The organism is Paenarthrobacter sp. CM16 (genome assembly GCF_013179505.1).
Taxonomy (GTDB): Bacteria; Actinomycetota; Actinomycetes; order Actinomycetales; family Micrococcaceae; genus Arthrobacter.
The window spans coordinates 1-12,755 of the sequence record NZ_JABMCX010000137.1; the positions used below are offsets into that span (position 1 = coordinate 1).

At 62.6% G+C, this 12,755-nt stretch carries 8 protein-coding genes; 2 read left to right on the top strand and 6 right to left on the bottom strand.

Translation table 11 applies throughout. The features are described 5' to 3' along the window. On the top strand, positions 1 to 1,199 hold a 1,199-nt coding region (locus HP499_RS13255; protein WP_172324514.1), incomplete at its 5' end, for a BNR-4 repeat-containing protein. 56 nt (positions 1,200 to 1,255) lie between these two features. Here the strand turns inward: HP499_RS13255 and HP499_RS13260 are convergent. Genes HP499_RS13260 through HP499_RS13275 form a run of 4 tightly spaced genes read right to left on the bottom strand, consistent with a single transcriptional unit; the run spans position 1,256 to position 6,598 of the window. Next, positions 1,256 to 3,106: an IucA/IucC family siderophore biosynthesis protein gene (locus HP499_RS13260; protein ID WP_172324515.1), complete on the bottom strand. Its 1,851-nt coding sequence runs from the start codon at positions 3,104 to 3,106 to the stop codon at positions 1,256 to 1,258. Beyond that, a complete protein-coding gene (locus HP499_RS13265) occupies positions 3,103 to 3,693 on the bottom strand; it encodes a GNAT family N-acetyltransferase (RefSeq protein ID WP_172324516.1) in 591 nt (196 codons plus the stop codon). Before HP499_RS13265 ends, HP499_RS13260 begins: the two co-directional genes overlap by 4 nt. Continuing rightward, positions 3,690 to 5,039, bottom strand: coding sequence for a lysine N(6)-hydroxylase/L-ornithine N(5)-oxygenase family protein (locus tag HP499_RS13270; RefSeq protein ID WP_172324517.1), 1,350 nt, complete (start codon positions 5,037 to 5,039; stop codon positions 3,690 to 3,692). The genes HP499_RS13265 and HP499_RS13270 overlap by 4 nt, the downstream gene beginning before the upstream one ends. Then, positions 5,036 to 6,598, bottom strand: a complete 1,563-nt coding sequence (locus tag HP499_RS13275; RefSeq protein WP_309138390.1) for an aspartate aminotransferase family protein — start codon at positions 6,596 to 6,598, stop codon at positions 5,036 to 5,038. Before HP499_RS13275 ends, HP499_RS13270 begins: the two co-directional genes overlap by 4 nt. Positions 6,599 to 6,768: 170 nt before the next feature. On the opposite strand from HP499_RS13275, the gene HP499_RS13280 reads away from it, so the two are divergent. Continuing rightward, entirely contained in the window at positions 6,769 to 7,206 is a 438-nt protein-coding gene (locus HP499_RS13280; protein WP_253951570.1) for a hypothetical protein, read from the top strand. 98 nt (positions 7,207 to 7,304) lie between these two features. Here the strand turns inward: HP499_RS13280 and HP499_RS13285 are convergent, their stop codons facing one another. Both HP499_RS13285 and HP499_RS13290 read right to left on the bottom strand, forming a co-directional pair. After that, positions 7,305 to 7,733, bottom strand: a complete 429-nt coding sequence (locus tag HP499_RS13285; protein WP_172324518.1) for a hypothetical protein — start codon at positions 7,731 to 7,733, stop codon at positions 7,305 to 7,307. A 91-nt stretch (positions 7,734 to 7,824) separates the two neighbouring features. Beyond that, the coding region (locus HP499_RS13290) for a DUF11 domain-containing protein (protein WP_172324519.1) at positions 7,825 to 12,755 on the bottom strand (4,931 nt) is incomplete at its 5' end.

Genomic DNA, 12,755 nt, shown 5'->3' on the forward strand with positions numbered 1-12,755 from the left:
CTTCGCCGGATGGCCTACAGGGCGCAGAGAGGGGCGGAAACATTGAAATCACGGTCCTGGATCTTGCTACCGGGACTAGCCGGATCCATGTACTCCATGAACACTTGGAAGCCGATGACCACAACGCCCCGGCTCTCCTGATCCGGACGGATGGGCGCTATGTGGCGATGTATGCCAAACACAAGACGGACAATTACTCCCGCTGGCGGGTCTCGGTCCGGCCGCACGACGCGTCAGAGTGGGAGCCGGAGCAGCAGTTCGACTGGACAGAACTAGCTCAGGGCCGTGGTGCCACTTATTCAAACCTTCACGCTATGGGCACGGAGGGCAGGGTCTACAACTTTGTCCGCGCCATCAACGACGATCCCACACTGATGATCTCCGAAGACGACGCCAGTACCTGGAGCTACGGCGGCAAGCTCTTCACCCGGCCCAAGGTGGGCTACGTCAATGGCTACACGCGCTATTCCGGCAACGGTACGGACCGGATAGACCTCATCACCACGGACCACCACCCGCGCGATTTCAACAACAGCATTTACCACGGATACCTCCAGGACAACGCCCTCCACGATGCCTCGGGAAACGTGGTCAATGCACCGGTCATCGGTTCCTCCGGCATCAACCAAACAGCCCTGACCACCATTTTCGAAGCCGGAACAACGCTCGACGGCGACGTCCTCACCCACGGTTGGACTACTGACTTGCGCCGGCAGGGCACGGAACTGGCCGCAATCGTCACCTGCCGGGCCAATGACGTCAACGGACCGCTGCAGCGGGAGCAAATGCTCGACGTCGATGATCACCGCCTGCTGTACGCGCGCTTTGACGGCGCGCGCTGGAAACTGCACCCGCTCGCCGTCGCAGGTCCTGGCCTGCTGCCGCACGAGCAGGACTACACCGGGCTGGGTGCGGTGGATCCGAATGACCTGAACCGCGTCTACATCTCCACACCCGTGGATCCGCGGACGGGTGAAACCACCGCAAACTATGAAATCTACCGGGGCGTGACGGCCGATTCAGGCATGAACTGGACGTGGGAAGCCATCACCGAGGGATCTGCGGTGGACAACCTCCGCCCCATGGTGGTCCCGGGTGATGAGGCCGTACACGCCGTGTGCTGGTTCCGAGGGAGCATGAGTTCCTCGCAGAGCTACTCAACGGAGATCGTGGCGGCCATCTCATCGCCGAGGGGTTAGCTCTCGGCCCTTTCAACCTCCTGAAAGTGCCGAGAGCTGACCCCTCGCGGGGATTCCTAGGCGAACTTGGCCAAGGGGTTGGCCAAGCGTCCGGCCATCTGCAGCCCGCCGGAGGGGTCCGAAATGTCCAGCATCTGCTGGTTGTTCCTCAGCTGCAGGCGGTTGAGGCAGGAGAGCTCGAAGTCCGGTGCGAACAGATCGTGCATGGCGAACTGGTCCGCCAGCTCCGGGTGGCGTTGCTGGTATTCCCGCAGCACAGCGGCCGCGGTTCCCCAGAACTCGTCCTCGCGCAGCGTCCCGTCCTCCACAAGGATCGCGCCCAGGAACCGGAAGATGCAGTCGAAGACGTCGGTGAAAATGGCCAGGACCATTTCCTCGGCAGGGATCTCGGCCTTGATGCGGGAGACTTCCTCGGGAAGTTCCAGCCGGTCCCCCATCACCACGATTTCCTCCGCGATGTCCTTCATGATCGCGCGGACCGGTACGCCGTCTTCGAGGATCAGGATGACGTTTTCGCCGTGCGGCATGAACGCGAGCTCGTACTCGTAGAGGCAATGGACCAACGGCACGAGGTAGGCCTCAAAGTAGCGGCAAAGCCACTCGGTGGGTGCCAGGCCGGATCGCTGAATAAGCGCAGACACCACGGAGTCTCCGTCAGCGTCCACGTGCAGCAATGACGCCATGGTAGCCAGCTGCTGCCCGTCCTTGAGCAACGGCAGCGGACTTTCCCTCCACAGGGCCGAGAGCATCTTCCGGTAGGGCGACCCCTTTGCCGAAGCGGCCTCGTAGTAGTGGTTGTGGTAGCCGATGGCAGCGGTTTCACGGATCATGGCCAGGCCCCGGTCCTGGAGCTCCTGGTCATTGCCGAGCAGTTCCTGCAGCCAGTCATTGATGGCCGGAGTGGCCCTCATGTACTGCGGGGACAGTCCCCGCATGAAGCCCATGTTCAGCACCGACATGGCCGTCTTGATGTAGGCCTTTTCCGGGTAGTCGGTGTTGAAGAACGTCCGGATGGACTGCTGTGCCTGGTACGAGTCTTCACCGGTTCCGAGGTTCACGATGTGGCGCTGGGCGATTTCTGCCGCGAACGTCACCGTGAGCTTGTTGTCCCACTGCCAAGGGTGGACCGGCATGAGGAGGTAGTCCTCGGGGTCCAATCCGGAGGCGGACAATTCTGCGGTGAACCATGCAAGGGTTGCCGGACCAAGTTCGGCCTCGAAGTGCGTCCGGTAATCCAAACCCGCGCTCGAGGTGAACACTGCCCTGCTGCGGTGCACGGCGATCCACTGCAACTTCACGGTTGCCCCGGTTTCCGGTGCGAACGCGTGGTAGTCCGCAATCCCGAATCCCAGCCGGCCGTTGTTGGCCACGAAGCACGGATGGCCCTCGGTCATGCTGTGCTCGATTGCCTGGAAGTCCGCGGCCCGGTCAGCACCACCGGTGACACCGGCAGCCAATTCTGCCGAGCTAACCGGCTTGCCCTGCTTGTAGGCGTGGCTGGCCAGCGTGCTGCTGATTTCCTCGAGATACACGGGCAGCATGTCCTGGCGGATGGCCAGGGCCTCGTGGAATTCGGCAATGAAGTCCAGCGCGTCCACCGGAAGTTCCTCGCCAGCCCGCAACCGGGCAATGGATTCCGGAGAAACGGACCAGTGATCCAATTCCAGGAGGCGGGCCCGGAAGCGGTATTCCGTCGTATCGTCGTCGCTGACTACTTTGTACAGCCCGACGCCGGAGCCCTCTTCGCGGATCAGCTCCGGGACCAGGATGCGCTCGTGCGAGAACTCGGCGATCGCCTTCCGGACCAAGTGCCGGTTGGCGACGGACCAGCGCTCGGGGGTCAGGTGGGACACGGGATCGGCCGCTTGGTTCAGGGTCTCTTCGGTGGTGCCGGCAGTGGTGGTCACAGGGATTCTCCTCTGGTCGCCGCGGCGGGCGCGGCCAGAATCGGGGTCAGGGTAGCAAGGAAATCCTCGCGGGTGCAGAAGCTCAGCAGCCCCTGCTTGTGGTCTTCGGCAGGATCGACGGCGGGAAGGGTCACCACGCCGTGGGGCCGGAAGCCCACCTTTTCATTCAGGACATGAATTTTATGGTTACGGGCGTCAGGTTCGACCACCACCCGCAGGGTTGCAGGATCAGCGAACAGTTCGGCCATCACGGATTGCATCACGGCAGTGGTGAAACCGTGCTGTGGCTCGCCGTTGGGCGGGGAGACCAGGAGGTGCATTCCGACGTCACCATGCCGGACTTCATAAACGTCCGCCAACGGCGATGACTCCGGGCGGTACCGCTCCATCAGGAAGGCGGGAACACCGTCGTCGAGCCCCAGGAACGCCTGGTGATGACCGGACTCGGCAATCCTTGAGTACTCCTCCACAACGTCCTGCTCGGTGGCCGAAACCATGCCCCAGAACCGTGCATACTCCTGGCTGACCCAGCTGTGGAGGACAGGTGCGTCCGCTTCGGGATGGACCGGCCGGAACGTGAAGCTCATACGGTGGCTCCAGCGGTTTCGGGCAGGCCGGCAGGTTCTGCGGGAGTGGCCGGAGCCGGCGCGCCGAACTGTTGGAAGGCAATGCTGCGCTCGATCGGGTAGACCTCCCGGCCCGTGATCTCCCGCAGGATGCAGGAGTTGCGGTAGGCCGCCATGCCAAGGTCCGGGGTGACGAAGCCGTGCGTGTGCAGCTCGGCGTTTTGAACGAAGATTTCGCCGGGTTCAACGCCGGTCCCGTAGTTGCGCCCGACGTCGAACCGGCCCTTGGCATCACGGCGAATCCGGTCTTGGATGCCGGCCGTGAAGGCGGGCTCCTTGTAGGTGTACCCGGTAGCGAGGACCACGGCCTCGGTCTCAAGGGTGTAGTCGCGGCCGTGTTCTTCGTGGTGCAACTGGAGAGTGTGGGTTCCCGTGGCGGGGTTCCACTCCGCTGCGGTCAGCGAGGAGTGCGTGTGCAACTGGGTGTCCACCATGCCGGAGAGGCTCTTGGTGTAGAGGAGGTCGTAGATGTCGTCAATCAGGTCCGCGTTGATGCCCTTGTACAGGTTCTTCTGGCTCTTGATCAGTGAATCACGTTGCTCGCCCGGGAGTGAGTGGAAGTAATCCACGTACTCCGGCGACGTCATCTCCAGGGTGAGCTTGGTGTACTCCAGCGGGAAAAAGCGGCCCGAGCGGGTGACCCAGTTGAGCTGGTATCCGTAGACGTCAATTTCCTGAAGCAATTCGTAGTACAGCTCGGCGGCGCTCTGGCCGCTGCCCACGATCGTGATGCTGCGCTTGGACTGCAGCTCACTCTTCCTCGACAGGTAGTCCGCATTGTGGAGGACAAGTCCACCGGCGTCCACTATTCCTGCACAGGAGTCCGGGACATACGGGGAGGTGCCCGTGCCCAGGACCAGCCGGCGGGCGCGAAGCACCTCAGCACCCTCCGGGCCCTGCACCGAAAGCCGGTACACGCCGTCGTCGTACGTTACATCCAGCACATCCGTGCTAAAACGAACGGATTCAAGCTGTCCGGCCACCCACTGGCAGTACTGGTTGTACTCGGCGCGCAGCGGGTAGAAGTTCTCACGGATATAGAAGCGGTACAGACGGCCGGTCTGCTTGAGGAAGTTCAGGAAGGAGAACGGCGACGTCGGATCGGCCAGCGTCACAAGGTCCGCCATGAACGGGACCTGCAGGTGCGCCGGTTCAAGCATCATGCCGGGGTGCCAATCGAAGGACTCGCGACGATCCAGGAACACGCAGTCCAGGTCCCCGACCGGCTCGCTCAGGGCGGCCAGGCCCAGGTTGAAAGGCCCGACGCCGATTCCGGCGACATCGTAGATGGTGTCTTGGGTGCTCACGCTGCAGCCTCCGTGGTGTTCGCCAGCAGGCCGCTGCCCGTCCGGCGGATAAGTTCGATGATTTCCTGAATGTCCCTCAGGCTCGCCTCGGCGTTGAGGAGGGTGAATTTGAGGTAGTGGCGCCCAGCCACCTTGGTTCCCGCCACAACAGCCTCGCCGGAAGCGAAGACTGCGGCGCGGATGGCGGGATTGAGGACGTCTGCGGCATCCTCGTCGAGTAGCACGCCGTCAACCATGGGGCGGTAGCGGAACACCAAAGTGCTGAGCTGCGGTGCGGCGGCAAGCTCGAACTCCGAGTCATCAGCCAACAACGTTCCCACCCGGGCGGTGAGGTCGATCGCTTCGTCGAAGAGTGCACCGATGGCATCGGCGCCCATGATGCGGAGGGTCAGCCACAGCTTAAGGGCATCGAAACGTCGGGTGGTTTGAATGCTCTTATCCACTTGGTTGGGGATGTCGGCCCTGGCCGCGCTCTCCGGATTCAGGTAGTCGGCGTAGTAGGTGACATGGCCCATCATGGAGCCGTTGCGGACCAGGACAGCGCTGGAGCTGACCGGCTGGAAGAAGGTTTTGTGGAAGTCCACAGTGACGGAATCGGCAAGGTGGATTCCGTCCAGGAGGTGGCGGTGGCGGCCGGAAACGATGAGCCCTCCACCGTAGGCGCCGTCCACGTGCAGCCAGGAATCGTAGGCGCGGACCAACGCGGCCATTTCGGACAGCGGGTCAACCGAACCGAAGTCCGTGGTTCCGGCAGTAGCTACTACCGCCATCGGGACCAGGCCGGCGTCGTGCGCTTCCGCCAAAGCAGCCGCGAGTGCGGTGGGATCCATGCGGTGGTCATCGGTGGTGGGCACTGCGATTACGGCGTCGAAACCCAAGCCCAGCATCGAAGCAGACTTTTGGATGCTGAAGTGGCTGTCCACGGAGGTGAAGATCCGGAGCCTGTCCAGCAGGAGCGGCAGGCGGGCGTCCCCCTTGGCTGCCCGCAGCTTGGCGACAGCATGGTTGCGGGCAATCAGCAGCGCCTGGAAGTTGGACTGGCTGCCGCCGGACGTAAACACTCCGTCAGCTTCTTCGGTAAAGCCGATGCGCTCCGCCGTCCAGTCAATGAGGCGGCGCTCGATCATGGTTGCGCCGGCACTCTGGTCCCAGGTATCCATGGAGGAATTCACAGCCGAGAGGACGGCCTCCCCCACCAACGCCGGAATGACCACCGGGCAGTTCAGGTGTGCCGCGTAACGCGAATCGTGGAAGTAGATGGCGTCCTTCAGGTAGAGCTCATCGAGCTCTTCCAAGGCCGCGGCCGTGTCCGGCAGCGGGCTGTCAAGATCGACGGCACCAACTTTGGCCTTCAGTTCAGCATGCCCGACGCCGGTAAACGGCTGGGAGGTGCGCTGGACCTTGGTGGAGACCGCGTTGACCCCCTGAAGGACCTGAGCGACGTAACTGGGTGAATTTCGTGCGTTGAACAGCTGGTTGGTGGCAGCGAGGGCCAGTTCCACTTTGGAGCCAAAATCCTGCTCCTGAGCGATCCGCTCTTCGACACTGGGTGACGTCACGTCAGCTTCCTTCCATTGCGTTGGGGCGCTTGTTAGCAAGGTAAGCCTTACTTAGGTAAGCCTTTCCGTCAAACTTTTGTGACCTATTTCGCCTAGAAGGCGTTTTCTCACCGATGCAACACCGGTCAACGCGTCATTGACTTTTATTCAGGCAGCAGAAGGTGCAAGATATGGCACTTAGCCTCGGAGTAGAGTGCTGGGACAATCCACTGTTTACGGTTGGAGACCACATGAAGGACCACGCGCACGAACGCCTCGGCTTCCGCGAGATCGACGAGCACGGCAACGCCGTCCAAGCGGTCAGCCCCCATCTGCCGGAGCCCGTGGAACCGACACGCAAGCGGGCCATGGTCAACCCGTTCATAATTGCCCTCTGGGTACTGGATGCCGGCTTGGCGTGGCTTGGCCTATGGGCACTGACGACGTCAGTCGGGGCCATAGTGAGCTCTCCGGAATTCGTCCAACCCGCCGAATCGGCCGAGTCAGCCCAAATGAAGTTCATCATGCTCTCCAACGCGCCCTACGTACTGTTGGCCGCCTTGCTGATCACTGCCGGCCTGCTGTTCTGGCACGCGGTTCAGTGGCAAAGAAAGCGGCCGGCCAGGTAACGGATACCTGACCGGCCGCCTTGGCACGGTGTTTAACTGAGCTGCGCTTAGTTGAACTGCTTGCTTGGTCGAACTTCTTGCTTATTCGAACTGCTTGCTTAGAGGACCGTGGCCCCCAGGACGCACTTGATCTCCGCGGCAGGCTTGGTCACCTCTGCGTTGGCGACCCAGTCGAGCGCCTTGCCCGCTGCGGCGTCCTTGAAGGTCTGCTCCCCGCGGGCGAGGACGGCCGAGGTCTTCGGGTCCACCCAGCTGACGGTAATTTTGACCGTCCCCTTGGTTCCCTCAGGAGGAGTCACGGTCCCCTTCGCTGTGACCTTCCCCTGCGCAGTATCGCAGGAGGTCATCTTGGTGGCTTCGATGATGCCGGTACCGGGGTTGGCAGGTTTTGCCTCACCGGTGGTGGCGGCTTGGGTTGTAGTTGACGACGGCGATGTCCCCGCCTCGTTGCTCGGGGACGACGAACAACCGGCGAGTGCGGCTGCCGAAACAAGCACCCCCGCAATGCACGCAACAGTCTTCTTCATGGTCTGGCTACCTGGTTCTTTCTGGGTTGTACGTTGGTTGAAAATGCGCGGCAACCGGGGTTGGGGCCCCGATTGCCGCGCACTTTTTGTCCTATGCCTCGGAACGCTTGCGGCGTCCAACGAGGAACAGGAACAGCCCCGCGCCAACTACCAGCAGGCTGATGGGCAACACGGTGAGGACAGCTCCCGTGTTGGCCAACGGACCCGAAGGCTGGCTCGGAACCACCGGCGGAAGAGTCACAACAGCACTTGCAGGTGGTGTAGTGACCGGGGGTCCCGTCGGAGGCGTACCCGTTGCGGTTGCCGTGTTGGCAACCTCACCGGCATTGATATCCGCCTGGGTGATCGCATACGTTGCCGTAGCGGTCACGGTCTCACCGGGAAGCAGGGTTCCTGCAACGCCGGGCCAGGTGTAAGCCAGGGCCGAAAGGCCAGGCATCGGATCGTTGATGGCGACGTCCGTCAGCGGGACGTTTCCGGTGTTCCTGGCGGTGAACGTGTACGTGATCACGTCACCCACTTGGGTGGGGTCTCCAACAGCCGAGGCATCGGCCGTCTTGGTGAACTCCAAGCCCGCGCTCGGGGTCAACGGAGTATCCGTTTCACCCGGAGGAGGCGTCACCGGCGTACCGGTGGGCGGAGTGCCGGTGGTGGTGGCCGAGTTGGCCACGTGACCGGCGTTGATGTCGGCCTGGGTGATGGCGTACGTTGCCGTAGCCGTCACCGTCTGACCGGGCAGGAGCTCGCCGGGGGTACCCGGCCAGGTGTAAATCAGGGCCGAGAGGCCAGCCAGCGGATCCGTGATGGATACGTTGGTCAGCTTCACATTGCCCGTGTTCTTGGCCGTGAAGTTGTAGGTGATCACGTCACCCACCTTCGACGGACCATCGGTTGCCGGAGCCACAGCTGTCTTGCTGAACTCCATGGCCGGAGCCGGGGTCAACGGAGTATCCGTCTCTCCCGGAGGAGGCGTCACCGGAGGACCAACAGGCGGTGTGCCCGTAGTGGTTGCCGAGTTCGCCACGTGGCCGGCATCAATGTCAGCCTGGGTGATGGCGTACGTTGCCGTAGCCGTCACTGTCTCACCGGGCAGCAGTGTTCCTGCGACGCCGGGCCAGGTGTAGGTCAATGCCGAGAGACCAGCCAGCGGATCCGTGATGGAAACGTTGGTCAGGGTCACGTTGCCCGTGTTCTTGGCCGTGAAGTTGTAGGTGATCTTGTCACCCGCAACGGTGGGGTTCTGAACAGCGGAGACGTCCGCGGACTTGGTGAACTCCATGGCCGGCGCCGGGGTCAACGGGGTGTCCGTTGTTCCCGGAGGAGGCGTGACAGGAGGACCAACAGGCGGAGTACCGGTGGTGGTCGCCGAGTTGGCGACATGACCGGCGTCGATATCGGCCACAGTGATGGCGTACGTTGCCGTAGCCGTCACGGTCTGACCCGGCAGCAGCTCGCCGGGGGTGCCCGGCCAGGTGTATGCCAGGGCGGACAAGCCCGCCAGAGGATCGCTGATGGAGACGTTCTTCAGCGTCACGTTGCCGGTGTTCTTAGCCGTGAACGTGTACGTGATCACGTCACCTGCAACGGACGGATCCTGAACAGCCGAATCGTCAGCGGACTTGGTGAACTCCATTGCCGGAGCCGGGGTCAACGGAGTATCCGTGGTTCCCGGAGGAGGCGTTACCGGCGGGCCGGTGGGAGGAGTGCCGGTGGTCGTGGCGCTGTTCGCGACATGACCGGCGTCGATATCAGCCTGGGTGATGGCGTACGTTGCCGTAGCCGTCACTGTCTCACCGGGCAGCAGTGTTCCTGCAGCGCCGGGCCAGGTGTAGCTCAGCGCCGAGAGACCAGCCAGCGGATCCGTGATGGACACGTTGGTCAGAGTCACGTTGCCTGTGTTCTTCGCAGAGAAGGTGTACGTGATCACGTCACCGGCCTTCGAAGGATCCTGGACAGCTGAGGCGTCAGCGGACTTGCTGAACTCCATTGCCGGAGCCGGGGTCAACGGAGTATCCGTGGTTCCCGGAGGAGGCGTTACCGGCGGGCCGGTGGGAGGAGTGCCAGTGGTCGTGGCGCTGTTGGCGACATGACCGGCGTCGATATCAGCCTGCGTGATGGCGTACGTTGCCGTAGCCGTCACCGTCTGCCCCGGAAGCAACTCGCCCGGTGTACCCGGCCACGTGTACGTCAGAGCCGACAGACCAGCCAGGGGATCGGTGATCGTGACGTTCTTCAACGTGACGTTGCCGGTGTTCTTCGCAGAGAAGGCATACGTAATAACGTCGCCAACCTTGGAAGGATCCTGGACGGATGAGTCATCCGCGGACTTGCTGAACTCCATTGCCGGCTTCGGGACCAGCGGAGTATCCGTGGTTCCCGGAGGAGGCGTTACCGGCGGGCCGGTGGGAGGAGTGCCAGTGGTCGTGGCGCTGTTGGCGACATGACCGGCGTCGATATCAGCCTGAATGATGGCGTACGTTGCCGTAGCCGTCACGCTCTGCCCCGGGAGCAGCTCGCCGGGGGTGCCCGGCCAGACGTACTCAAGGGCGGACAGGCCTGCCAGCGGATCCGTGATGGACACGTTGGTGAGGTTGACGTTGCCGGTGTTCTTCGCCGTGAACGTGTAGGTGATCAGGTCACCTGCAACGGACGGGTCTTGAACAGCCGAATCGTCAGCCGTCTTGGTGAACTGCATCGCCGGAGCCGGGGTCAACGGAGTATCCGTAGTTCCCGGAGGAGGCGTTACCGGCGGACCAACAGGCGGAGTGCCCGTAGTTGTTGCCGCGTTCACCACGTGGCCTGCGTTGATGTCAGCCTGGGTAATCGCATACGTTGCCGTAGCGGTTACCGTCTGGCCCGGCTGCAGCTCGCCCGGAGTGCCCGGCCAAGTGTAGGCCAGTGCCGAAAGACCAGCCAAAGGATCGTCAATGGTGACGTTCTTCAGCGTGACATTGCCGGAGTTCTTCGCCGTGAAGGTGTAAGTGATCTGGTCACCAACAACTGCAGGTTTCTGAATGGCAGAGGCGTCCGAGCTCTTGGTGAACTCCATGGCCGGAGCCGGGGTCAACGGGGTGTCCGTTGTTCCCGGAGGAGGCGTCACAGGAGGACCAACCGGCGGAGTACCCGTGGTGGTGGCGCTGTTGGCAACATGACCGGCGTCGATATCAGCCTGCGTGATGCCATACGTAGCCGTTGCCGTTACCGTCTGGCCCGGCAGCAACTCGCCCGGAGTACCCGGCCAGCTATAAGCCAAAGCCGAGAGACCAGCCAGCGGATCCGTGATGGACACGTTGGTCAGCGTGACGTTACCCGTGTTCTTGGCCGTGAAGGTGTAAACGATGCGATCGCCCACAACCGACGGGTCCTGAATACCGGAAGCGTCTGCCGCCTTGGTGAACTCCATTGCCGGAGCCGGGGTCAACGGAGTATCCGTCGTTCCCGGAGGAGGCGTCACAGGAGGACCAACCGGCGGGGTGCCGGTGGTGGTTGCCGAGTTGGCGACGTGACCGGCGTTGATGTCGGCCTGGGTGATGGCGTACGTTGCCGTAGCCGTCACCGTCTGACCGGCTTGGAGCTCGCCGGGGGTACCCGGCCAGGTGTAGGTCAGAGCCGAGAGACCAGCCAGCGGATCCGTGATGGATACGTTGGTCAGCTTCACGTTGCCAGTGTTCTTCGCGGAGAAGGTGTACGTGATCACGTCACCAACCTGTGAAGGATCCTGGACAGCCGAAGCGTCAGCAGACTTGGTGAACTCCATCGCCGGAGCCGGGGTCAACGGAGTATCCGTGGTTCCCGGAGGAGGCGTTACCGGCGGACCGGTGGGAGGAGTACCCGTAGTCGTCGCCGCATTGGCAACATGTCCGGCGTCGATATCAGCCTGCGTGATGCTGTACGTTGCCGTAGCCGTTACGGTCTGGCCCGGAAGCAACTCGCCGGGGGTACCCGGCCAGGTGTATTCAAGGGCAGACAAACCGGCCAGCGGGTCATTGATGACCACACCGGTGAGCTTCACGTTGCCCGTGTTCTTCGAGGTGAAGGTGTACGTAATAACGTCGCCAACCTTCGAAGGATCCTGGACAGCCGAAGCGTCGGCAGACTTGCTGAACTCCATCGCCGGAGCCGGGGTCAACGGAGTATCCGTAGTTCCCGGAGGAGGCGTCACAGGAGGACCAACAGGCGGGGTGCCAGTGGTCGTGGCGCTGTTCGCGACATGACCGGCGTCGATATCAGCCTGGGTAATGGCATACGTTGCCGTAGCCGTCACCGTCTGACCCGGAAGCAACTCGCCCGGAGTACCCGGCCAGGTGTACGTCAGAGCCGACAGACCAGCCAGCGGATCCGTGATGGACACGGTGGTCAGCTTCACGTTGCCGGTGTTCTTGGCCGTGAACGTGTAGGTGATCTGATCGCCTACAACAGACGGATCCTGGATTGCCGAAGCATCAGCAGACTTGCTGAACTGCATCGCCGGACCAGGAGTCAACGGAGTATCCGTGGTTCCCGGAGGAGGCGTCACAGCAGGACCGGTGGGAGGAGTGCCCGTGGTGGTCGCAACGTTCGCGACGTGACCAGCATCAATGTCCGCCTGCGTAATGGCATACGTTGCCGTAGCCGTTACGGTCTGGCCCGGAAGCAGCTCGCCGGGGGTACCCGGCCAGGTGTACGTCAGGGCAGACAAGCCAGCCAGCGGATCCGTGATGGACACGTTGGTGAGCTTCACATTGCCCGTGTTCTTCGAGGTGAAGGTGTACGTAATAACGTCACCCACAACCGAAGGATCCTGGACAGCTGAGGCGTCAGCGGACTTGCTGAACTCCATCGCCGGAGCCGGGGTCAACGGAGTATCCGTGGTTCCCGGAGGAGGCGTTACCGGCGGGCCGGTGGGAGGAGTGCCAGTGGTCGTGGCGCTGTTGGCGACATGACCGGCGTCGATATCAGCCTGCGTGATGGCGTACGTTGCCGTAGCCGTCACCGTCTGGCCCGGGAGCAGCTCGCCGGGGGTACCCGGCCATACGTACTCAA